The 22,764-nt window shown below is 50.3% G+C and carries 17 protein-coding genes; 4 read left to right on the top strand and 13 right to left on the bottom strand.

Going from position 1 to position 22,764, the window contains the following annotated elements:
- Nucleotides 1-523: 523 nt before the first annotated feature.
- Nucleotides 524-1,792 (bottom strand): M20/M25/M40 family metallo-hydrolase, encoded by a 1,269-nt coding sequence (locus tag F456_RS0118780; RefSeq protein ID WP_018978599.1) that lies wholly within the window; start codon nucleotides 1,790-1,792, stop codon nucleotides 524-526.
- Between the two features lie 126 nt (nucleotides 1,793-1,918).
- A complete protein-coding gene (locus F456_RS0118775) occupies nucleotides 1,919-2,368 on the bottom strand; it encodes a hypothetical protein (RefSeq protein WP_018978598.1) in 450 nt (149 codons plus the stop codon).
- A 281-nt stretch (nucleotides 2,369-2,649) separates the two neighbouring features.
- Here F456_RS0118775 and F456_RS0118770 point away from each other — a divergent pair, with 281 nt between their 5' ends.
- Nucleotides 2,650-3,387, top strand: a complete 738-nt coding sequence (locus tag F456_RS0118770) for a cyclase family protein (protein WP_018978597.1) — start codon at nucleotides 2,650-2,652, stop codon at nucleotides 3,385-3,387.
- 126 nt (nucleotides 3,388-3,513) lie between these two features.
- Here the strand turns inward: F456_RS0118770 and F456_RS0118765 are convergent, their stop codons facing one another.
- The 6 genes from F456_RS0118765 to F456_RS0118740 all read right to left on the bottom strand — a co-directional run bounded on the left by F456_RS0118765 (nucleotide 3,514) and on the right by F456_RS0118740 (nucleotide 13,039).
- Nucleotides 3,514-6,489, bottom strand: coding sequence for an S-layer homology domain-containing protein (locus tag F456_RS0118765; RefSeq protein WP_018978596.1), 2,976 nt, complete (start codon nucleotides 6,487-6,489; stop codon nucleotides 3,514-3,516).
- Nucleotides 6,490-6,622: 133 nt separating this feature from the next.
- The gene (locus F456_RS0118760; RefSeq protein WP_018978595.1) at nucleotides 6,623-7,795 is read right to left on the bottom strand and encodes a response regulator; all 1,173 of its coding nucleotides are present in this window, start codon (nucleotides 7,793-7,795) and stop codon (nucleotides 6,623-6,625) included.
- Between the two features lie 121 nt (nucleotides 7,796-7,916).
- The gene (locus tag F456_RS0118755) at nucleotides 7,917-9,713 is read right to left on the bottom strand and encodes a cache domain-containing sensor histidine kinase (protein WP_018978594.1); all 1,797 of its coding nucleotides are present in this window, start codon (nucleotides 9,711-9,713) and stop codon (nucleotides 7,917-7,919) included.
- Between the two features lie 9 nt (nucleotides 9,714-9,722).
- On the bottom strand, nucleotides 9,723-10,604 hold the full coding sequence (locus F456_RS0118750) for a carbohydrate ABC transporter permease (protein WP_018978593.1): 882 nt from the start codon (nucleotides 10,602-10,604) through the stop codon (nucleotides 9,723-9,725).
- Between the two features lie 101 nt (nucleotides 10,605-10,705).
- Nucleotides 10,706-11,599, bottom strand: a complete 894-nt coding sequence (locus tag F456_RS0118745) for a carbohydrate ABC transporter permease (RefSeq protein ID WP_018978592.1) — start codon at nucleotides 11,597-11,599, stop codon at nucleotides 10,706-10,708.
- 81 nt (nucleotides 11,600-11,680) lie between these two features.
- The gene (locus F456_RS0118740) at nucleotides 11,681-13,039 is read right to left on the bottom strand and encodes an extracellular solute-binding protein (protein ID WP_018978591.1); all 1,359 of its coding nucleotides are present in this window, start codon (nucleotides 13,037-13,039) and stop codon (nucleotides 11,681-11,683) included.
- A 352-nt stretch (nucleotides 13,040-13,391) separates the two neighbouring features.
- On the opposite strand from F456_RS0118740, the gene F456_RS0118735 reads away from it, so the two are divergent.
- A complete protein-coding gene (locus tag F456_RS0118735; RefSeq protein ID WP_018978590.1) occupies nucleotides 13,392-14,723 on the top strand; it encodes an APC family permease in 1,332 nt (443 codons plus the stop codon).
- Between the two features lie 367 nt (nucleotides 14,724-15,090).
- A complete protein-coding gene (locus F456_RS0118725) occupies nucleotides 15,091-15,720 on the top strand; it encodes a YfbR-like 5'-deoxynucleotidase (protein WP_018978588.1) in 630 nt (209 codons plus the stop codon).
- Between the two features lie 253 nt (nucleotides 15,721-15,973).
- Here F456_RS0118725 and F456_RS0118720 read toward each other — a convergent pair whose 3' ends face one another.
- Both F456_RS0118720 and F456_RS23775 read right to left on the bottom strand, forming a co-directional pair.
- The gene (locus tag F456_RS0118720; RefSeq protein WP_018978587.1) at nucleotides 15,974-16,714 is read right to left on the bottom strand and encodes an MORN repeat-containing protein; all 741 of its coding nucleotides are present in this window, start codon (nucleotides 16,712-16,714) and stop codon (nucleotides 15,974-15,976) included.
- A 180-nt stretch (nucleotides 16,715-16,894) separates the two neighbouring features.
- Nucleotides 16,895-17,704 (bottom strand): alpha/beta fold hydrolase, encoded by an 810-nt coding sequence (locus F456_RS23775; RefSeq protein WP_018978586.1) that lies wholly within the window; start codon nucleotides 17,702-17,704, stop codon nucleotides 16,895-16,897.
- Between the two features lie 261 nt (nucleotides 17,705-17,965).
- On the opposite strand from F456_RS23775, the gene F456_RS0118710 reads away from it, so the two are divergent.
- Nucleotides 17,966-18,721 carry a TerC family protein gene (locus F456_RS0118710; RefSeq protein ID WP_018978585.1) on the top strand — a complete coding sequence of 252 codons (756 nt, stop codon included), beginning with the start codon at nucleotides 17,966-17,968 and terminating at the stop codon, nucleotides 18,719-18,721.
- Between the two features lie 151 nt (nucleotides 18,722-18,872).
- On the opposite strand, the gene F456_RS0118705 is transcribed toward F456_RS0118710, so the two are convergent.
- The 3 genes from F456_RS0118705 to F456_RS0118695 form a co-directional block, all read right to left on the bottom strand.
- Nucleotides 18,873-19,433 (bottom strand): NADPH-dependent FMN reductase, encoded by a 561-nt coding sequence (locus F456_RS0118705; RefSeq protein ID WP_018978584.1) that lies wholly within the window; start codon nucleotides 19,431-19,433, stop codon nucleotides 18,873-18,875.
- Between the two features lie 289 nt (nucleotides 19,434-19,722).
- Nucleotides 19,723-21,390 (bottom strand): methyl-accepting chemotaxis protein, encoded by a 1,668-nt coding sequence (locus F456_RS0118700; RefSeq protein ID WP_018978583.1) that lies wholly within the window; start codon nucleotides 21,388-21,390, stop codon nucleotides 19,723-19,725.
- A gap of 21 nt (nucleotides 21,391-21,411) precedes the next feature.
- Nucleotides 21,412-22,419 carry a BMP family lipoprotein gene (locus F456_RS0118695; protein ID WP_018978582.1) on the bottom strand — a complete coding sequence of 336 codons (1,008 nt, stop codon included), beginning with the start codon at nucleotides 22,417-22,419 and terminating at the stop codon, nucleotides 21,412-21,414.
- Nucleotides 22,420-22,764 lie beyond the last annotated feature (345 nt).

The raw sequence follows: 22,764 nt of genomic DNA, 5'->3' as shown, positions 1-22,764 counted from the left end.
GGCGTTATTCGTGTACGTATTATTGAAATTTTGGTTCGAGCAAGGCAACCGAACTGTCCATCTTTCGGCTCGATTATCTTTGGCCGAATTCGATCGATTATTTAAGCTCAATTGTCTTCCTGTCGAATGGATTTTTTACTTCAGTAACCAGATTTCATTTCCAGAAAATAGCTAATCAACAGGCCTAGTATATAAGCACTTATTGGATTTTGCGTTGAGTCTTATTGATCGAATTTTATTAGTCATTTCTTATTAGACGTATCTTATTCATCATTTCTTATGGGACACGTCCCATTACGGCGTGTACGTGAACCAATAATCGACTTCGTATTTTACGTTTAACGGCTTCATTTAAATCGAAAAACCGGACCTGGGCGTGAAAGAATCTTTTATTTAAAAAAGTTGATGAGTTTACGTAGCTTTCTTTTAACCCCCAAGTATGTCCTATCCGTCGTTCTATCCCAACCCTCACTGAACGTTATACCAAAGTCCCAAGCTGGAGAATGAACCGCTCCTGTCCTGCTCAGCCTCTCTTCGGAAGCAGCGGTTCTGTCACCCCTGCAAGCCCGCTCAGCCCCAGCACAGTCAGCAAAATTTTCTGCACACCAAGATGCGCATCTGTCGGATCGTAATATTCATTCAGCGTATGCGCACCGCCGAAATCTCCGCCGCCTCCCAATGTGACGGCCGGAATGCCCAAGTGAATCGGAACATTGGAATCGGTACTGCTCGCGCTCTCGAGAATTGGACGAAATCCCATCGCTAATCCCGCTCCGGCCGCAGTCTGCACAATAATGCTGCCCGGATCTTGTGTACCCGCCGGCCGATCGCCTACACGCTCCGTTCGTACTCGGATCGCTCCATCCCTTCTCCAGCGGCGGTTCTCTTCTTCAGCGGCCTCGCGAATCACTCCAAGCACTTGGCTTTCGAGACGCAGCAGTTCCTCCTGCGAAGTCGATCGCATATCGATAACCGTTTCCGCCGTCTCTGCAATCGTATTGACCGACGTTCCCCCGCCGATCAGACCGACGTTGAACGTTGTCTTCGGATCATAAGGAACTTTCAGATCTGCAATCTTGGTAATGGCACGGCCCAACGCATGAATGGGACTCGGTGTGCCAAAATTGCCAAAACTGTGCCCGCCCGGTCCTTCAAATGTGATTCTGTATCGTCTGCTGCCTGCTCCGAGATAAGTAATCCGATCCGGCGTACCCGGCTCAATTGAGATAAATCCGTCGATATCGCTGCGACTGGCAAACAATGCTTTCACACCGCGCAGATCGCCGAGCCCTTCTTCGCCTACAGTGGCGCCAATAATCAGATCTCCCTCGGTCTTCAAGTCGGCTGCATGGAGTGCGCGAACAAGCGTCAAGACGGATGCCAGGCCGCGGCCATCATCGGAAATGCCCGGCGCATAGACCCGGCTGCCGTCTCGTCGAACCTTGACATCGGTACCGCGTGGAAAGACCGTATCCAGATGCGCGCAGAGGACCAGTTTAGGCCCGCCGCCGGTGCCGGGACGCAAACCAAATACATTGCCCACTTCGTCGACAGCGACATTCCCAATGCCGAATTCCGCCAGCTTGCGCGCGAACGCCTTGCCCTTTTTCTCTTCCTCAAAGGTTGGCGCTTCGATCTCGGTCAGCTCGATCTGCTCTTCAGTAGTACGGTCATTGTCGGCTTTCAGGAAATCGAGTGCACGTTGAACCGACTTCTCTGCCGTCAGCTTGTCGAATACCTGCATAACTTTTTCGGATACGGCTGCTTTTTGTGGTCGGGCTGCTTGGGACATATCGGAACTCCTCCTCGAATGAACAACTTTACTGCCTTTATCATAACAAGCGGGCATAGAGAGGCGCAAAATGATAAGGAAGAGAAAAACAAACAGGCGAGCGGATTGCGTTCCGCTCGCCTGACTCTAACGTTCCATCTTCGTCCGCAGCCGCTCAAACTTTCTGTTCTTTTCATGCAAATTGGAAAATCCGAGTACGATGCTGAAACCGATCAGCAGAGCCGCAATCAGCGTTCGCATGCCCGTCGTCATCTGACCAATCAGCGATTCAACTCCATAACCGTTCACAACCAGCTGTCCAAAAGCGACGATTGCGATCAGTACAATCAACGATTTGAGTGATTCCATGGCGACGATACCAAGCTTGCCTCGCTGCTTCTTTTTCTCCCATCTCCGGTAAAAGCGTTCGTCGCTTCGCTGTCCGGCAGTCATCTTGAATCCGGCCCAGATCGCAACCAAAGCTACTGCCGCATAATAGATACCAGAATTTCCGATCTCCATTCTTAGCGGCAGAAGCAGCAGAATCGCGACCAGCCCGATTGCCATGACGGCGCGTGTCGTTTTGTTGAATTCCATCAATCTTTTCTTCCCTTCCTTGTCGTCTGTTCCTTTTCAATTTCGTAAACTCTTATGTATAACCCCTCTAACGCCCCTGCAAACGCTCGGACTTGTCCGATTTCAAAGGAGTATTAATTTCCATATTAGCATAGTAAAAGGAAGAGCGAAACCGATAAAATGCTTTTGAAAATTAAGGCTAAGTAAAGCGTATGCTTCCAAAATACTCGAAGGCGCTTGCTTACTCGAAACGTTTGGACCTATAATCAACAATTAAAAAAGGAAAAAAGAGGTGGGTTTACATGACCAACGAACTGTTAAATGCTCTCAAGCTGCTAAAACAAAAACAATGGATCGACCTGACTCATACATTTGGACCGGATTCACCGCACTTTGCCGCTTTTGCACCAGCCGAATTCGATACGCTGTTTACACATGACGACGGCTTTTTCGCTCAACGCTTCAGCTTTCCCGGCCAATATGGCACACATCTTGACGCCCCCATCCATTTCGTACGAAATACCCGTTTTTTGGACGAATTGGATCTCAAAGAACTGGTACTTCCGTTGGTCGTGATTGACAAATCACAAGAAGCAGCGGCGGACGCTGACTATTCGTTTTCTATAAAAGACATTGAAGATTTCGAAGCGCAGCATGGACCAATCGAATCCGGCAGCTTTGTAGCCCTTAGGACTGATTGGAGCAAGCGCTGGCCAAGCCAAGAGAAGTTTGAAAACAAAGATACTGACGGAAACAATCATGCTCCGGGCTGGTCGATCGAAGCACTGGAATTTCTGTTTGGGCAGCGCGGCATTAAGGCTGTCGGACATGAGACGTTCGATACGGACTCAGCCGCAGATTACACCAAAAATGGCGCGCTGCTCGGCGAATATTATGTATTGGAACAGGATGCTTACCAAGTCGAACTGCTGAAAAACCTCGATCTCGTCCCGCCGAAAGGCTCGGTCATTTTCAATATCGTACCCAAAGCGGAAAAAGCGTCGGGATTCCCTGTGCGATCGTTTGCAATTCTGCCTTAAGATTTAGGAGGAAAATTAACTATAAAAGTTAAAATTTTCTATGAAATGATTGGACATAAAAAAGCTGCAGTCGATCCGAAGATCGGCTGCAGCATGAACGATTATACAAAGTGCATGTTTCTTGTTTTATTGGTTGATCAAAGCTCCTTGTTGAAGCAGACGCTGTGCGAAAGTGGCCGATTCGGCGCGCGACAGTGTGGCATCCGGACGAATCAGTCCGCCGCTGCCTTTCACAAGTCCTGCTTCAAGCAGGATCTCGGTAGATCTTCTCGCCCAATCTGCCACATCTTCACGGTCACGGTAGCTGCTCAGCTCGCTTCCATTCTCGAGAACACGCAGAGGAACGATAGTGGTCGCACGCTCCATGATTGCAAATGCTTCCTGACGAGTAATGGTAGCATTCGGACGGAACGTACCGTCCGGATAACCCTTAATGAGATTATAACGGTTGGCTGTGGCAGCAGCTTCCGCGTACCACTCGCCAGAGGTCACATCACTGAATGCAGTCGTTTGTCCGCTGCTCGGAAGTCCCAGTGCGCGTACCAGAATCGCCGAGAATTCGGCGCGTGTGACCGCACCTTCCGGATTGAAGCGGTTGTCTCCGACTCCATTGACAACCAATCTGGAAGCCATGTCGTTCACCGGATCTTGCGACCACTTGCCCGCTACATCCGGGAACTCTTTCAGATTTGAAATCAGCGCGTAACTGCTGTTCGTCAAGCTGCTGACCTGTGCATAAGAAGCATCATTTACCTGAACTACGGCTGTCGGCACATGGCGTACTGTACCATCCGGTTCAATGACGACACCTGTTGTAACTTGGCTTGAATTGGTGTCGGCCGGAATCGGAAGTTCACGTTGAACATATTCCGAAAATTCATTGATTTCGGCTGTACGATCGCCAGCTGCTGCAGAAATCGTAAAGTCTACAGGTTCCGAGACGGCTGTAAAGCCAGCGGCTGCTGCCGCCTGTGACAAGTTGTTTTGTACAGCCGTGCTGCTTTCTTCAATAGTGATATTTACGGTCAATTCGCTTGAGCCCTCCGCTACACCAAGCGTGTTCGCGGCCGAGCTCAGCTGCAGCTGCGAAGAAGGCAGGATGTAGTTGCCGAGCGCTGTCTCGACCCGAAGTGTAGCACTGCTGGAAGTCAGCAGAGCAGCAGCTTCACCGGTCATTGTTGCAACAACACGATCAGCTTCCGCTGTTACCGGAAGGACGATTATTTGACTCGTTTCACCAGTCAGCAAGGCCGCAAGACGAGCTGTATCGATTCTTGCCGTAAATACCGTTTGTCCATTTACCTGCGACGTTGTGCCGGTTGCAATGTCATCAAAATCATTACCCGGCGTTGTTGGTGTCGTTGGTACTGGTGTTGTTGGCGCCGGTGTTGTTGGCGTCACCGGTGCCGGTGTTACAGGTGATGGATTCGGAATGAATGGTCCCGGCCCTGGTCCTGGCCCTGGTGCTGGATCTACCGGCCTAGACTGACGAGTGACGAGAATTCTGTAAGTTTGAGTAGTCTCTTCATTCGCACGAACCACAATAGTGATTTCATTCTCACCATAATTCAATGATACATTTTGAGCTTCCCCACCTGTAACCGTATTTCCTTCAATCGTTACAACCGCATTCGGATCGAATGGATCTGCTGTAACTTGCAGATTATAGACTGTATTAGATACTGTTGCTGTGTAGCTCGTTTCTGTAGGAATAAAATCTGGTGTCAGCGTTCCTGGATCAATAGATAGGGTTTCCAGGAATGCATTTGGCCCTTCGGCTTCACGGAAAATCGAAATCGTATACTGCTGTGGGTCACCTACCTGTGGAGTGACGGTAATATCAACTGGTGTAGTTGTTCCCGGGCCTGATAAAGTCACTTCAACAGGTTGGTTATCGGCTGCCTCTCTACCATTAACCGTAACGCTCGCATATACGCTGCTCGTTACTGTCGTTACATTGACTGCAGTTGTGCCACTAGCCGCAGTCGCTGTATATTCGAAATTGTCAGAAGAGAAAGGCGTGTTCAATGTTGCTCCAGACAGTGTAAGCGAAGAGAGTGTATTGTCGGAATCTACCGTCGCTCCTCTGACAAACAAACTGCCGCCATCCCCTACTGCTACAGCGGACGTTCCATTTACTGCGACTGAGCGCAGCTCAACCGTTGTTCCGTCATTAATGAGTTCCTCAACCCATGCACCTTGGCTATCTCTCACTGCTGCAATATTGCCAAGCGAACTGTTTCCCAGCAGCATAAGACTGCCACTGCCCTGGTCGTAAGCAGCATCTCTAAAAGTGATACCGACGCTAAGATCACTTAGAGTTTGAGCAGCCCAAGTACTGCCGTCACTGGAAGAATACAGCGCATTATCAGAGCGGCTAGGAACGATAAATTCGTCAGCTGCAAAAGTGATGGCTGCTGGAGCACCTGGCAGAGGGGAAGAGTTCCAGGTTTGTCCATAAACCAATGTCGAAACCGTAGGAGGTTCTACAGAATCCACTGTCGAAACTGCTGCAAATTGTCCATTTCCGTAAGTGACATCCGTAACGGAAGGGATCGAAGAACCTGCTTCCAAGTTCCAAGCAGTTCCATTTGAAGAGGTATATTGTGCATTCTCTTCTCCTACTGCTAAGTAAACATTTTCACCAGCTTCTCCTTGTCCCAAACTTACCGAGTTCAAAGCAGGTAAGGTGCTTCCGCCGTTTCTACTCGTCCATATTTGTCCGTCTGTAGACGTGTAGATCATAGCGGAATCTCCGACGACAATCCATAAACCGTTTAAGTATTTTACTCCGTTGAAGCGTCTTGTTTCCACTTCTCCTTGACCGTTTCGAATGCCTCCAAGATCTTCCCAATTCACGGTATCCGTCGATCTAAGTATCGTGCCACCATCGCCGACAGCTATCCATGCTCCGTTCCCATAAGCTACATCGCGAAGATTGCCGTACTCCGACATACTACGGCTCAGCCATTGTCCTTCGACAGGCGCTGCCGACGCACGATTAACCCCAACCGGCCATATCGCCGTTGAGGCCACCAATATCAATCCCAACAAAACCATAGACATGCGACGAAGCAGCGAAGTACCCGCTTTCTTTTCCACTCGTTCACTTCCCCTTCCAGCATAAGGTTTTTTGTCGTCCACCCTTTACTTATCCATTTACGCTTATCATATAACATAAATATCCAAAATAAATAAAAAAAGAGAAAGCTTATTAGCTTCCTCTTTTCTGACTTTAACATTGGGCCTTTGTCTGCTCCCGATACTCCGACGGTGTGCAGCCGATCTTTTTCCGAAACACCTGTGAAAAATGCCGGACATCCGGATAGCCGACCCGTTCGGCGATATCTCCTACCTTCAGCTCGGACTCTCCCAATATCTCCATCGCTCTTTCCAGCCTGATCTGTGTTACGTAATCTTTGAAGCCCTGACCGGTCTTCTGTTTGAACAGTTGGCTGAAGTAAGCCGGATTCAAATAAACGATTGAAGCAACTTTTTCAAGCGAAAGTTCGGAGGCATAGCGAGCCCTTATGTACTGCAGCGCGACTTCCACGGCCTGCTCTCCGCCGCTCGCATAATGATTGTATACCTGATATTCCGACGACTCACGCATACGACGCACCTCGTCGGGCACCTGTGAAGGATCTTCGATCCGGCCGGACAGCAGCAGTTGGAACGGCTTTTTAAGATAGCGCTTGAGGCAGCTGCGCAGCTGTTCGTTCAGCGCTGCCGGACCGCCATCCCGCTCAATTCGGACAAGGCCGAGCAGACTTTTGGCATCCACGCTTGCCACGAACCCCCGACCGTAAGAACTGATCAGCTCGTTCATGACATTTTCTACGATAAAATGCTCCAGTTTCGTATCGGAATCGCTTTCCACATGCACCATCATCAGATGGAAATCCGGGTACGATTCAGTAAATGAAGCCAGGTCGATACCGCCCAGATCAAGACCCGATGCCCATCTGGCGAAGACGGCTTCACGGAGAAACCGCAGATTCTGCTTCAACAGCTCGCTTTCTCTGGCTCGTACATTGCGTTCCGCAATTTCCTCGCCCATTTTTTTGATCAGCTCGACCAAAATATCTTTGCCGATCGGTTTGAGCAGGTAGTCCCGAGCGCCCAGACGTACCGCTTTTTTTGCATACTCGAATTCGGAATATGCGGATATCACGACCCACTTAGCGTCCGGATGCAGGGTACGGGATACTTCCATAAGCTCCAATCCGCTCATACCCGGCATCAGGACATCGGTCAGCACCAAATCAATCAGCTCGCTCTTCAAGCGCGCTGCCGCTTCTTCCGGTCCCTCGGCAAGTACGACGCGATGCTGGGGAAAAGCCCGCTGAATCGTCCGCTGAATGCCGCTGCGAATAATCGGCTCATCGTCCACGACGAGTATATTCATTCCTGATTCTCCTCCCTAGTAGCTTGCCTCGCTTAAATAGTAGGATTGAGTTTGGCTGAAATGTACACGGTTTAGGTGATATTCAGATAGGCGAAACCGTTCATCTGATTGAGACAAGCTACTAATCCTCCTCATCAGGCAGCGGAAAGGTTACGCGCACCTTCGTTCCGTTCCCCGGTGTGCTGTCGATTGTAAGTCCGTATGCTTCGCCATACATTAGACGAATACGCCGCTGCACGTTCAATAGACCAATACCGGTACGTTCGTTTCCGGCATGTGAATCCGCGGGCGGAAGATATTCCAGCAGTCTTCGCAGCCGCAGCAGCGACCAGTCGTCGATTCCCGCTCCGTTGTCTTCGACGATAATGTGCAGCCGCTCTGAATCCGCTTCCGAATAAATGTGCAGCGTCCCTCCTTCCCTCAGCGGTTCAAGTCCATACTTGACAGCGTTCTCGACAATCGGCTGCAAAATCATCTTCGGTACGGGTGCGTCCATCCAGCGTTCTTCCACATCGATTTGAGTCAATACCCGCCGACCGAGCCGGGTCTCGATGATCGTCAAATACGACTTGAGCTGCTCCAATTCCAGCCGTAGACGTACACGCGCTCCTTCTTCCCAATCGCTGCTGTAACGGAACATTTTGGACAGTGCCAGAATGACGCCTTCAAGCCGATCGTCCTCCCGTTCGTCCAACATCCAGTAGATCATGTCCAGCGTGTTGAACAGAAAGTGCGGATTGATCTGAGACTGGAGCGCCTGGAGCTGGGCATTCTTCTCGCTGATAGACGCCTGCTTGATCTCTTCGACCAATCCGTCCATCTCGCGTACCATACGATTAAATGAGCCGACCAACACGTTGATTTCCTCATAGGATTGAATATGCACCTGACCTTTGAAATTCCCGGTCTCCACCTGCTTCATCTGCTGGACAAGCCGCTTGAACGGCAGCGAGAACGAGCGTGAGACAATGGTCGACAGCAGAGTCGCTGCGAAGATCAGCGCGGCGACGACCGTCAGCAGAAACTGCTGCGTCTCGCGCAGTTCCAGCTTAAGATCGCTCTGCGGTGCGGCGCGCAGGATGGTCCAGCCTGTTTTCTCGACCTGGGCTGCCGTCAGCAGCCAATCTCTGCCTTCGTAAGCGCGAATCTCTCCCGCCTCAAGGTGCTCAGGCCAGTTCTCGGGTACGGACGACCAGGCCTGCTCATCTTCCCCGGTACGAATCACATGATGTCCGGCTTCATTACGGATCGCCACTTGGCTGCTCTGTCCGAGACTGGCGTTCGATACGGCCGATGTGATCGCACTGGATTCCACTTCAATCAGTACATAGCCGACCGACTCTAGCCCTTCCAGTTCGAACAGCTGGCGTCCAAATGCAAAAACGGGCTGATCCGTCCAGCCGCTCATCAGCGATTTCGGATACACGCCAAGCCACCTGATATCGCCTTCGGAACGCTTCAGTTCGGCAAACCACGGCTGATCCGGATCACTTTGCACCACTGCGCCGGTCGAACGCTCGAAGCTGTATACTTTTCCACTGCTCGCTAGGATATGAATGCCCACAATATCGTCGCGCGAATAGAAAATCGCACCGAGAATATCCGTGATGCGCCGCTCCGCTTGGATCTCGGCAATCGTTCCGTAGTTCGCAAGCGGACGCCGGAGCAGCCGCATCAGCTCCCCGTTGCTGCCGAGCGTCTTCGTTAGACTGTCATAGCCGTCCAGCAGCTGATCGAACAAAGCGACGGTCTGGGACATATTTTTTTCGGCCAGGGTTCCGACCTGCTCCCGAACCTGCTCGGTCGCCCGCTGATAATAGACCAGACTGACGATCAGCAGAAGACCGAGAAGACTGAATAGGAATACAGGAAACAGCCGGCCGTAAATCGTGTTTAGTCGTTTCTGTACGCGTCTCATAACCTCATCTTAACCCTTAACCGCACCTGCCACCATGCCTTTAGTAATTTTTTCTGCGAGCAGGAAGTAGACCACGATTACCGGCAGTGCAGCGAGTACGAGAAAGGCGCCGATCGATCCGTAATTGACGGAATACTGGCTGACGAAACTGTATACGCCGAATGGCAGAGTCTTCAAATGTTCCGACGAAATAAAGGTTGCGGCCAAAATGTATTCGTTCCAGACATTGATGAAAGTCAGGATGCAGACGGTCATCATCGGCGGAATCGATACCGGCAAAATGACACTGCGGAAAATACGGAACGGTCCCGCCCCATCCATAATCGCGGATTCTTCGATTTCGTGCGGAATGGTTCGCAGAAATCCGCTGAGGATAAAGACCGCGATCGGCATTTGGAAAGCCATGTACGGCAGAATCAAGGCCAGATGCGTGTTCAAAATGTTCAAGTTTTTGAAAATGATCATCAGTGGCAGCAGGGTACCCTGCATGGGGATCATCATGCCGAGCAGGAACAGCAGCATCACCAGCTGACCGTACTTCCAGCGAAAACGGGTAATGGCAAACGCCGCCAGTGAAGACAGCAGAATAACGCCAACCATGGTCGTTACGGTGACAAACAGACTGTTTCCGAGATAACGGAAGTAGCTGCCTCCCTCGATCGCTCCTTGGTAGTTGTTCCACTGCCACTGGGCCGGTAGAGAGAAGAAACTGCCTGACAGAATCTCCTCGTTGGTCTTAAGCGAATAGATCAGCAGCCACAGCAGCGGGTAGAGCTGCGTGAGCAGCAGAAGACCGAAGAGGACAAATGCCAGAATCGTTTTCAGAGAGAGACGCCGGCTGCGAACCTTGACTACGGGCTGCGAGCCCGCGGAGCTTGCATACTGACTCATGGGCGAAGCCCCCTTTCTGCAATAATTGGGTAATGGCCGGGAAGACAGACACGAAGACCGGAAAACAGGAAAGTGAAGTGCGAAAAGTAGAAGATAGAAGATTAAGAATATCGCTTGTCCACCCGATTAAATAAGAAGTTGATCAGGACTGTCGTAATCAGACAGATCGTAATCAGTACGTTGGCAATCGCGCTGCCGTACCCGTATTTCATTGTAAGGAAGGACATGTTGTACATATGGCTCGCCAGCACTTCCGTAGCATGCGCCGGTCCGCCGCCCGTCATGACCATGATCAGGTCGAACGATTGGAGCGATCCGATAAACGACAGCACAATCGAAATTTTGAGAATCGGCAGCACCATAGGCAGCGTAATATAACGGTCAGCCTTGAACCCGTCCGCTCCGTCGATCTTCGCCGCTTCGTAAATCTCATCCGGAATGTTCTGAATTCCCGTAAACTGAATCAGAATATGATAGCCGAGATACTGCCACAGCGACACGAGGATAATAGCGTAAATGGCTACATTCGGCTCCGTCAGCCACGAATGCGTCCACGATTCCAGCCCAATGCTGGTCAAAATCCCGTTAATCATACCGCCCATAGAAGCCGGGTTATAGATCGTTTTCCACAGCTGTCCGATAATGGCAACCGACAGTATGACCGGCAAAAAATAGCTGGATACCAGGAAGTTCGGCCGGCGTACAAAGCGGGTAATCAGAATAGCCACCAGCAGTGCGACCGGCACCTGAACGAGCATTGAGAAGCCGGCGAGAGTAAACGTCCGGCGCAGCGACGGCCAGAAGACCGAATCGTTCGTCAGCATTCGGACATAGTTGTCGAAGCCTACAAACGTGGACTGACCAATACCGTTCCAATCGAGCAGGCCGCTGTACAGCGACACGAGGATCGGAATAAATACAAGACCGACATAGACGATCAGACACGGCAGGATGAATGCCGCAATGGTCCAGCGGGATACTTTTAGCACATTCATGCGGGATCTGCCTCCTTAGGCGGCACCGACGAGCAGAAAGGGACCGTGGGTCCCCTTCTGCTTCCGTTCGGCATGCCGTCGTTATTTGTTGTCTTCATAGGCGGCCTGCTGCTCTTTGGCAACGGCGGCAGGATCTTTCTGCTCTACGAAGAGACTCTGGGTTCCTGACAAGTGTGCCTGTGTCGTGCCCGGGTTCATTGTGTTATCGAATGCCAAGTCTCCACCTTTAACCTTTTCGAACAGATCCAGTACATCCATCGCCATATCGGAATATCCGGCGGCTTTGAAGTCGCCCTCTACGTTCTGGGCAATCCCTACCGCGCCCTTAACGTCAAACGCTTCCTGAGGGAATTTCAGCATGAAGTAATTGAGGAAATCTTTTGTTTCTTCCAGATGTTCGCTGTCTTTGGAGATAGCGAACGCGCTGCCAGGAGCCAGCATGAATTCATCCGGATCTCCCTTGCCGTTTACGGTCGGGAACTGGAAAACGCCGACGTTGCCGTCTTTGCTTACTTCCGCAGTCTCGATACCACCTGTTGCCCAGCTGCCCATATAATACATGGCTGCTTTTCCGGTCTTGAACAGATTCTCGCCCGCATTGTAATCGAACGATGTTGCACCGTCCTGGAATGCGCCTGCCTGCACCAGCTCTTGGAAAGCCGCAATCGCTTCCACATAAGCCGGATCTTCGAACGTCTTCTTGCCGTCCATCACGTCCTGCAGGAAGCCTGGCCCGTCGTTCGTTCTCAGCAGAATGTTCATGAACAGGAACGAGCCGGTCCAACTGTCTTTTTCGCCGATAACCATTGGCTGAATGCCTTTGGATTTCAGCGTCTTGACCGCTTCGATCATTTCTTCAAAAGTCGTCGGCACTTCTACGCCGCCTTCTTCCATCAGCTTCTTATTGTAGTAAACAACCCCGATATTGTTGCCGTCCGGCAGTGCATACAGATTGCCATCGAACGTGTAGTAATCGAGAAGTCCTGACTGGAATGTGTCTTTCAAACCGTTCTCTTCCACCATGTCGTTCAGCGGAGCGAAGAGATCCGCGTCGACGAACGGCTGCATCTGCGCAGCCGGATTGACCACCGTAATATCCGGCACTTCCTTCGAAGCGGCCTGCGTCTTCAGCTTAAGCTTCTGCTGATCCGTATTCAGCGTATCCAGCTCGATCTTGACGTTCTGATTCTCGCTCTCGTACTGGGCCACAATTTTCTTCAGCATTTTGTTCTTTGGATCACTTGCGTCCGGGAAGATGTTCTGGAACGTGATCGTGACATTTTCCGCAGACTTGGAGCCGTCTCCGCCTGTCGGTTCAGCCGACGCTCCGCCTCCGCTGGCGTTGGTTGCTGCCGATCCGCCTCCTCCACATGCACTGAGGCTCACTGCCAAAATGCTCGTCATCGCCAGTCCGAACCACTTCATTTTTCTCTGTGTCAAGGTATTTCCTCCCCTTCGTTATGGTTGGATTCTTCTTGCTACGGCTATTATGGAATGTATTGTAAACGCAAACAATGGAAATTATTTAGGGGTGATGTTTGTTTTTTCGAGGGCCTATGGATCATGTGCATTTAAATATTCATAACACGTCATGTTCGTTTTAATAAAAAAGTGTTAAAATGTATCGGGTCGCCGTCCTGCTTCCACCGCAAATCCGCAACAATAAGGATACATGCGCAAATAGGACTTTGACGGTTTAAAGGGTGAAACCGACCGTTTTCCGATTTAACAGTCGGGCTTAGGCCATTTAGAGAAATTCGTTAACCGAAATATGAAAGGAAATGTGAACGTCTTGTCCAACCCTTCTTCAACTGCTTCTTCCGAATTAAAAAAATCCATCACCTTCCTTGAAGCGATGGCGATTGTAGTCGGGATGATCATCGGATCCGGTATTTTTCTGAAGCCAGGGATCGTGCTGTCCAATGCGGGTTCGCCCTGGATGAGCATCCTCGCCTGGATCGCCGGAGGCGTCATTACACTTGCTTCCGCACTTTCCATTGCGGAAATAGCCGCAGCCATTCCGAGAGCGGGCGGGCTGTACGCTTACCTTGAAGATCTGTACGGCGAAGCTGTCGGCTTTCTGCTTGGCTGGGTGCAGTCGGTTATCGCCTATCCCGCGTCAGTGGCAGCGCTGGCAATCGCTTTTGCTTCTTACTCCGGTTACTTCCTGCCGATGAACGGCACGCAGCAGAAACTGCTCGCTGTTGGCATCCTGCTGTTCATTTTGCTGATGAATGTCATTTCGACGAAATACGGCGGAATCATCCAACTGCTGGCTACGGCCGGCAAACTGATCCCTGTCATCGGCATTGTGGCATTCGGCCTGCTGTCCGGCAGTCAGCCTGGCTTTGCCGGCGTATCCGGAATAACGGCGGGAGCGGCAGGTTTCGGCGCAGCTATTCTCGGCACACTATGGGCGTACGACGGTTGGATCGGTGTCACGAATATGGCTGGAGAAATGAAAAATCCGGCCAAGACGCTCCCTAGAGTCATTCTGATCGGCGTTTCTTTTGTCATTGTCGTCTATGTTCTGTTCAATCTCGCTATTTTTTACACCCTGCCGGTCGATCAGATCATGTCGTCACCTACACCCGGAGCGGATGCGGCAGAAGCGCTGCTCGGCAGCGGGGGCGGCGCCTTCATTACGGCAGGCATCATCGTGTCGGTACTGGGTGCGATGAACGGTTATCTCATGACCGCCGCACGTGTGCCTCAAGCAATGGGAGAGCGCGGTATCGCGCCTTTCTCGGCTTTCTTGAGCCGTATACATCCGCGCTTCGGCACACCGGCGAACGCGCTGATGTTCCAAGCCGCGCTCGCGATCGTCTATATTTTCTCGGGTACTTTCAATACACTCACCGATCTGCTTGTGTTCGTGCTGTGGATCTTCTTCACCGCCGGTGTATTCGGTGTCTTCATCCTCCGCCGCAAAATCGGTACGGAACCGGGACGCTACCGGGTACCGCTGTATCCGATTACGCCAATCATCGGTATTGCAGGCGGGCTGTATATTCTCGTCAGCACACTGCTCGACAGTCCGGGACGCTCGTTGATCGGCATAGGCATTACACTGATCGGACTTCCCGTGTTCTATTATATGAAACGTCGCGGAGCTCACTCTTAGAGCTTCAACTTCATCCGGCCTACCATGCTTCCTGCTTCCTGCTTCCTGCTTCCTGCTTCCTGCTTCCTGCTTCCTGCTTCCTGCTTCCTGCTTCCTGCTTCCTGCTTCCTGCTTCCAATTGTACTTCTAACAACAATTTTGATTTGTCAAAAAGCTCTGTTCGAATTTCCGGCCCTGTACACACGCCGAATCGGACAGAGCTTTTTTATTCCTCAATTACATTCAACGGCTTTATTTCTCCATTTTATTCAGCATCTTTGACTGCCGCTTGACGCTGCGTTGACCTTCCCCGAACATGACATCGTTATACTGAGGGTGCCCGACTCTATACTTTCAATTACTTACATCCGAGAAAGAAGGAAAAGACATGGGAATTCATCGCTACTTCCGCTCGCTCGACGGGTTGGAACGCATCATCCGCTGCCCGGGCAAATTCAAATTTGAGCAACACAGCGTGGCCGCGCACTCCTGGAAAGTGGTACAGTATGCCAAGACGTTGGCTGATATTGAGGAACAGAACGGAGCCGTGATCGACTGGAAAAAGCTTTACGAGATCACAAGCAGCCACGATTACGGAGAAATTTTTATCGGAGACATCAAAACGCCGGTCAAACATTCATCGCCGGAGCTTCGTCAGCTGATCCAGCAGGTTGAGGAAGGCATGATCGCTCATTTTATCGAGGAAAATATCCCGGAGGAATTCAAACCGACTTTCCGGAGACAGCTGCGCGAAGGCAAGGATGACTCCCTTGAAGGATTAATCCTGGAAGTTGCAGACAAGATGGACCAAGTATACGAAGCGTTCGCTGAACTGCAAAAAGGCAATACGGAAAAAGAATTTGTCGTTATGTACCGTAACGCGCTGGTTAAGATCAAACGGATCAAGCTGACCTGCGTTGACTATTTCCTGGATCATATTCTGCCGGAAATGGTAAACGAAGAGACGCTGTCACCGGTCGATATCAAACGGATTACAGAGGAAGCGCTGGCCCAATAAGGCGCCTGGCGCACCTGCATCTGTATCCCGCACGCCCCCCTGTACCTCCGCACTCTGCATCTGTAATCCGTATCTGCACAAACCTGTATCAGAAGAAGCCATTCCCGGACATGGTCTAGGGAATTTTTTGTTTTTTCCGGATCTTTTATGGATAAGATCGCATGACAAAAGCCGCTTTCCCCAAGGAAAACGGCATATCCAGATTAGAGTTTTCATTCAACTGCGATTACAGCTGTCATTCGACTGCTGCATGCTACTTTAAATCGAGCTGCTTCGAGATGGCTCTGAACTGCCACAGAATCGGTGTTATTTCACTTGTAACACTCCGCAAATATCGTAAGGAAGCGAGCCGCTTTTTCTCCTCTTCCGCCGTTCGTCCTTGGAAGATTGAATAATTTTTGCTGATTGAGCCTTTGCGGTATTCCACTTCGAACAATGTTCCTGTCTTCCAATCTTCAAGCAGGCTGATGTTGCTGCCCAATATGTTAAGACGATAGTTGGGAGCGCGATACGAGAAGCTGTAATCCGGATCGGCCAGCGCATGTACAACATCATAGCCCCGGCTCAGAACATTCGCTTTGAATGTACCTGTCTGAATTCCGTTTGATACTACGGTCCCGTCCAGAGCGACAACTTTCTCGGTCCGTGTCCCGTTCCCATTCATCATATCCCCGCTCCATCTGCCGTTATAAACGACTTTGTGCAGAAGCCCGGTCTTATCATTAAGATAAGTATTTACATATTTACCTTTGCCGCTGCGCTTGCCGTTCACGAACGTGCCGGAGTACTGCTTGTTGTTCCCCCATTTGATGGTTCCCCGTCCGTTGGGCTTTCCTTTCGACACTTCACCATAGTAGGTCGCACGGGGAGAAAGTTGCACCCATTCTTTTGCCGAAGCGGCTTCCGCCGCAGAACTTCCGACTCCCGTCGTTCCGAATACGCCAAGCGGGACGGCCAGCGCCAGGACAAGCGGAAGAATAAACTTGTTTTTCATACTTGGAACATTCCCTTCATCAGAAACTGAGTCAATCTCAAGAACCTGAAGTTCTCCTCATTTACTCTCACTCTGATTTCTATCGGCAAAAATGGGCTTCATTATAACGTTTCCGGTCACATTGCCTTAAATTTGCCTTGTCTTCTCCTATCAAAAAGAAGGACAGTCCAGACCATTGTGTTAACGCCGGGAGGTCGACGCCTTCAGTGCACTCAATGCAATCGCCGAAAATTCGAGGGGCTGTTCCAACTGCGGAAAGTGTCCACAGCCTTCCATACGGATTAGCGAAGCGTGCAGAATTTGGCTGCGCAAATAGCGGCAGATCTGCCGATTGAAAAGCGAATCCCATTCTCCCTCCACAATCAACACCGGACACTCCAGCTCATGCAGCCGTTTGCGGGCAAGGGGAAGAAGCGGACGCTGCATCGTCATACGCGAGCGATAATGCACGGCGTTTGCCAGATACATCTCCTTTAGACGAGCACGTGCTCTTCGGCCCCGGGGCACCGTGTGTCTCCAGTAGCGACTGCGAAAAAAACGGGCGCTGGCTCGTTCGATTCCTATGTGCTTGACGCGCCAAGCGTCGCTCATACGCTCCCAGATCAGCCGAAGCGGCGGAGCCGTTCCGTTCAGTGAAGGCGAGATCAGTACAAGCTGCTCGACATAATCGGGATAAGCGAGCGCAAAATCGATAGCAATCCCTCCACCGCTGCAGGAACCGACGATAGAAACACGGCGCAGCCCAAAATGATCAAGGATTGCTTTTAGATCGAGGTAATGGGAAAACGGCCCAGTAACGGCATCGCTCCGTCCGTATCCTCGCTGATCGTAGCGGATAACAGTGAAACTACGTGACAGCAGCTCGACATGTTCATCCCAAACGCCGAGATTGCAGTACGCACCGTGCAGAAGAATCAGCGGACTGCCCTTCCCCTCCACCGATACATTGAATTTTGTGCCGCCGATCGTATGAATTGCCGTTCGGTTCATTTATGATCCGCCGCCCTTCTAAGCCTGTTAATTGCCTTTCTACCCGTTACCCTTCTCCGCTCCTCCGCGAATCGAATCTGTTTCTTCCTTTGTTGTCCACAAAGCTGGAATTCATTTATTTTGCTTCGACAGGAAAGGAATTAGAGCTTCTTTCTTCAACAAAAAGTTTTTTTGAAATCCATGAAACTTCATGGTATAGTCCTCGTATTACAAAAGTGCAAGTGTAATTAATAACATATATACAGAAAGGATTGTAACCGAATGGAAATGGGCTACAGCCATTTGTTTGAAATGAGCACCTTCCTTGAAGCGTTCGGTACGCTTGAAGGCTGGGGATTTATTTTATCGCTGATTATTATCGAAGGTTTGTTGTCGGCGGATAACGCGCTTGTTCTCGCCGCAATCGTTAACAAACTTCCGGAAAAGCAGCGCCGAAAAGCGCTATTGTACGGATTATGGGGAGCTTATGTCTTTCGGATTATCGCAATCGGGGTCGGGATTTATCTCGTTCAGATTGCATGGGTCAAATATATTGGTGCCGCCTACCTGCTCTGGATTGCTATTAAGCACTTCTGGGATAAAGCGAGAGGAAGCGGCGGAGATGGCGAAGACGGCGAAGAAGATTCGGGACTGCAGAAGCTGCTTGCCAAGACTGGTCTCAGCCTGTTCGTCCGTACAATTATTACGGTCGAAATGATGGATATCGCGTTCTCGATCGACTCCATTCTTGCCGCATTCGCCATTTCTCCAAATCCATGGATTCTGATTGCAGGCGGACTGCTGGGCATTCTGATGATGCGTCTGGTTGCCACCGTTATTCTGAAGCTTATGGACAAAGTTCCAGAGCTTGAAAATGCGGCTTTTGTTCTGATCTTTATTATCGGTGTTAAAATGATTCTCAGCACAGCTAAGATTTACGAGATGAGCCATGAAATGTTCTTTATCATTCTGGTTGCCGTATTCGCAATCACTTTCTTAATCAACCGGATTCGCGGGCGCAAAAACGCTGTGCAGTAAAACCGGTATAGATGGCAGCAATACTGCAAAACGAAAAAACCCGCTTTCTCCATACAGAGAAGCGGGTTTTTTCGTATCAGGAAAGTCAGATTCACAGTGAAGCAAATAAAAAGCCCGATCCAATGACGGACCGGGCCTGCTGATCGCACAGTTATAATACGGCGGCAGCCGGTTCTCGAAGCGTCTTGAGCGCCCCGCCCCAAGCCAGCACCTGATCGAGCATACCGTTCAGGTTCACCAAGTGCAGATCCGCCGGCTTGAATACCGAGCCGTTCTCGAAGTCGGTGAACAATGACAGCGCGGGATGAACACGGACATCGGCAATGGACAGTTCGCCCATAATGCCGCGCAGATGTTCTGCCGCGCGTGCTCCGCCTACCGAACCGTAACTGACGATCCCGGCAGATTTATTGTTCCAGGCTTCACGGGCATAATCTAATGCGTTTTTCAGTGAAGCGGAAATGCTGTGGTTATACTCTTGAACGATGAATACAAATCCGTCCAATTCAGCTAACTTTGTATTCCATGCGGCCGCCTGTTCCGAAGCATCGGCTTCGCCGAGCAGCGGCAGCTTATAGTCCGCAATATCGACAATTTCGTAATTGGCATCTCCGCGCTCTTCGGCAATGCGCAGGACCCATTCACCGACCTGAGGGCTAAGACGCCCTTCGCGAGTACTTCCAAGAATAATTCCGATATTAAGCTTTTTCATCATAAATTCCTCCTGAAATTTAAGTGTTTTTGAGAACTTGAAATAAGGAAAGGCCGACGTGAATTTCCAGATGGTAAACACTCTTTTCTTTTAAGTTTAATTTTTAAATTAACTAACTTTTTGTTATGAACGAATCATAACATAGTATTATCACTCCGACAATACCTTTCACTTACTTTTTTATAGAAGTATTTGATAGACAAAAAAAACGGACAAACCATTAAGAATGGCTTGTCCGTTTTTGGATGATTGGCTCCTTGTTGCTATCCGAGTCAATTCTTGAATTCATCTAGGCATCCAGCTTAAATCGTCCCAGTTCGCGCTGCATTTCTTCACGAACTTGAAGCAGTTCCTTGACCTTGCCGCTGATTTCCTCGAACGACCGTTTCTGTTCTTCGGTGGAAGCGGTAATTTCTTCGCTGCCTGCTGCGGATTGCTCGGTCACAGCACTGATACTCTCGATCGCGGATTGAACGTCCACGCTCAGTCGGCGGGATTGTTCCATATCTTCAGTCAGCTTGCCGACACTGCCGGCAATCTGGCGAACCTGCGCGCTGATCGAAGCGAACGATTCCTCCGTGACAGTGGAAGCTTCTTCCTGTTCCCGGAATAGGTCCAAACTCTGTTCAACCGAACCTTTGACCCGGGTCATGGCGCTCGATATTTCTTCAACCGCGGCAAAAATTTCGCGAGCGGCGGAATCGGATTGATCCGCCAGCTTGTTCACTTCGCCTGCGACAACAGCAAAGCCTTTTCCGGCCTCTCCGGCACGTGCCGCTTCAATCGAAGCATTAAGCGAAAGCATCGTCGTCTGCTTGGCAATTTGTGCCACCTGCTCCGTCATTGTGGCAATACGTTCTGCACTTGCCTCCAGCTCACGCACTGTCTGCTCGACTCCGGCCATCGCAGAACGATTGACACTCGTAATCCGGAGCTGTTCCCGCATAACGGATTCACCATGCTCGACAAATCGGAGCGCCTCTTCCGTAGCGGAAGAAGATTGCACCGTTTCGGACAAATTGAGTTCGAAGTTACGCTGCATACCGTCGACAACCTCTACCGTATGACCCAAATCTTCGGCAATGCGCTGACTGCCGATCGCAAGCTCTTCGGTTGAAGTCGCCACTTGGGAGACGATTTCCTGCATTTTATCGTTCTGCTCGTCCAGTTCTCCGGTAACCCGATCCAATACTCCTCCGCTGTTCTCAATCGAACGCACGATTCCGCGCAAGTTGTCGACCATTACGGCAAAGGCATTGTTCAGCTCATCCAGTTCATCCCGCCCTTTGGACTTCTTAAGATGCAGACTGAGATCTCCGTCCGCGATCCGTACGGCCGCATCTTTCATGGTCCGGGTTCTCCGTGCCAGTCTCCGTGCAAAATTCACATTGAACCAGCCGAGTGCGATCAACAGCAGCACTGCGCCGGCCAGAGCGATCTGCCAAGTCAAGGTAATGCTTGTTGTCAAATCCGACGTATAAGCCTCATAATGCTTTTTCGTCAGAATATCGAGTCGATAAGCATCGTTCTGAATCCCTTGAATACGTGCCGCTTGACGCTTCGCTTCCGGGCTGTCCTGACTGTTCAGCGCCTGCAGCGATTCTTCGGATAGCTCATTGAATTTGGCATCAATTGAAGTCAACCATCGACGCTGCTCTTCCGTATCGAGACTCGTTTCTTGGCTGTTCGTCAGCAGACCAAGCGTTGCCTTGACCGTTTCCAGATGACCGGCTACTTCTGCCTTGTTGCTCTCGGTCATCGAGAAAGAGTAGCTGTCCAGCGATTGACTCAGTCCACCCAGATCGGCGCTGAGCTGCTGTACATTCAGCATATCCGGAACAATCGTTTGGTTTTGTGAATTGATCTGAAGCAGTTGGAAAATAATATAGCCGACCAACGCCAGCGAAGCCGCAAGCGAGATCATGGCGTTAAGGAGCAGTTTGCCCTGTAATTTCATTCGTTTTACCTCCGTCCGGTTTTAGGGAAGCTGAATAGTAATCTTGCCCGAGATCAGATCTTGAGTCAGCCCGTCTATACGTGTCTGCTGCTCGGGAGTCAAGTTCACGATGCGAATCGGAGCAAGACCTACGCCTTCTCCTTTCAGACCGAACACCATGTCCTTTTCAGGAAACTTGCCGTCATTGTCATTGAAGGTTTTAACCGCGCTGTAAATTGCATTGTCCACATTTTTGACCATGGAAGATATGACCGCGTTCTCGGCAATGAAAAATTGGTCACTGTCTACGCCAATCGCATATTTGCCCCGCTTTTCCGCTTCCTGCAGGGCGCCTACGCCGGTAAGACCCGCAGCTGTGTACACAACATCGATATTGTCATTCTCTATCATGGATTCGGTGATTGATGCGCCCAATTCAGGCTTGCCGAAGTCGCCAGCGTATACCGTTTTGACATCGGCTTCCGGATTGATTGCCTTTACGCCCTGCTCATAGCCAGCTTGGAATTTTTTCAACAAATCCGACTCCATGCCTCCTACGAAACCAACATGTCCGCTCTCGGATGTCATCGCTGCCAAAGCTCCTGCAAGATAACTGCCTTCTTCCTCCTTGAAGGTAATGGAAGCGACATTAGGCAGCTCCGATGTATCGTCGACGATCAAAAATTGCTGGTCCGGATGCTCTTTGGCAGCCGCTTCAAGACTTTCTTTGACCATATAACCGAGCCCGATAATCAATTCGTTATTGCCCTCGATAAGCTGCTTGAACGCTTCGTCATAAGTGCCGGTCTGCCCAATCTCCCTATAGTCGAACAATACATTCTCCGCATCCCGAGCTTTTACCAAGCCTCGAAACGCCGCATCACTGTACGATTGGTCACCAAGTCCCACATCAGACAGTACGACTCCGATCTCCGCAGGACCTTCAGCTGCAGCCGTCGAAGATTGCTGCGAGCCGCATGCTCCCAGGATCAGCAGTGAAGCCAGTGCGGGAATCCAGATCAGCCGCTTGGCCTTCTTTTCTTTTCGCATGTTCTACCTCCATCTTTTCGTCTAACATCTATTACTTTTATCGCCCGTTTCCCGTTAACTTATTAGAGCAAGACTATGATTTTTGTTTAATTGTGTAAAGATTAGCGTTCCAAAAAACATAAAAACGGTTATTGATACTTTTTCGGCAAATTTAATCATTTTTCAATAAAAAGGTATCTCCAAAAAGATTTCTTGAATTTCATATGCCAATCCCAAGTTTTTTTGTCTATAATTCGACATTGTTCGCTATAATAAGCAGAAAGTCGCTTAAAGCTTAAAACCCGTTTATGGGACATTATATAGAATTATTAGCCTTACATTTATGAAATGACCATTCTCCAAACC

Origin of the sequence: Saccharibacillus kuerlensis DSM 22868, assembly GCF_000378145.1 — a bacterium.
Taxonomy (GTDB): domain Bacteria; phylum Bacillota; class Bacilli; order Paenibacillales; family Paenibacillaceae; genus Saccharibacillus; species Saccharibacillus kuerlensis.
The sequence above is the reverse complement of the archived record's forward strand: the minus strand, read 5'-3'. Positions and strand labels throughout refer to the sequence as shown.

Bases quoted from the DNA above. Each gene is read 5' to 3' on its own strand.
- F456_RS0118720 (WP_018978587.1), bottom strand. From the start codon at position 16,714: ATGAAAAACAAGTTTATTCTTCCGCTTGTCCTGGCGCTGGCCGTCCCG.
- F456_RS0118705 (WP_018978584.1), bottom strand. From the start codon at position 19,433: ATGAAAAAGCTTAATATCGGAATTATTCTTGGAAGTACTCGCGAAGGG.
- F456_RS0118750 (WP_018978593.1), bottom strand. From the start codon at position 10,604: ATGAGTCAGTATGCAAGCTCCGCGGGCTCGCAGCCCGTAGTCAAGGTT.
- F456_RS0118725 (WP_018978588.1), top strand. From the start codon at position 15,091: ATGGGAATTCATCGCTACTTCCGCTCGCTCGACGGGTTGGAACGCATC.
- F456_RS0118775 (WP_018978598.1), bottom strand. From the start codon at position 2,368: ATGGAATTCAACAAAACGACACGCGCCGTCATGGCAATCGGGCTGGTC.
- F456_RS0118700 (WP_018978583.1), bottom strand. From the start codon at position 21,390: ATGAAATTACAGGGCAAACTGCTCCTTAACGCCATGATCTCGCTTGCG.
- F456_RS0118770 (WP_018978597.1), top strand. From the start codon at position 2,650: ATGACCAACGAACTGTTAAATGCTCTCAAGCTGCTAAAACAAAAACAA.
- F456_RS0118695 (WP_018978582.1), bottom strand. From the start codon at position 22,419: ATGCGAAAAGAAAAGAAGGCCAAGCGGCTGATCTGGATTCCCGCACTG.
- F456_RS23775 (WP_018978586.1), bottom strand. From the start codon at position 17,704: ATGAACCGAACGGCAATTCATACGATCGGCGGCACAAAATTCAATGTA.
- F456_RS0118745 (WP_018978592.1), bottom strand. From the start codon at position 11,599: ATGAATGTGCTAAAAGTATCCCGCTGGACCATTGCGGCATTCATCCTG.
- F456_RS0118710 (WP_018978585.1), top strand. From the start codon at position 17,966: ATGGAAATGGGCTACAGCCATTTGTTTGAAATGAGCACCTTCCTTGAA.
- F456_RS0118780 (WP_018978599.1), bottom strand. From the start codon at position 1,792: ATGTCCCAAGCAGCCCGACCACAAAAAGCAGCCGTATCCGAAAAAGTT.
- F456_RS0118755 (WP_018978594.1), bottom strand. From the start codon at position 9,713: ATGAGACGCGTACAGAAACGACTAAACACGATTTACGGCCGGCTGTTT.
- F456_RS0118760 (WP_018978595.1), bottom strand. From the start codon at position 7,795: ATGAATATACTCGTCGTGGACGATGAGCCGATTATTCGCAGCGGCATT.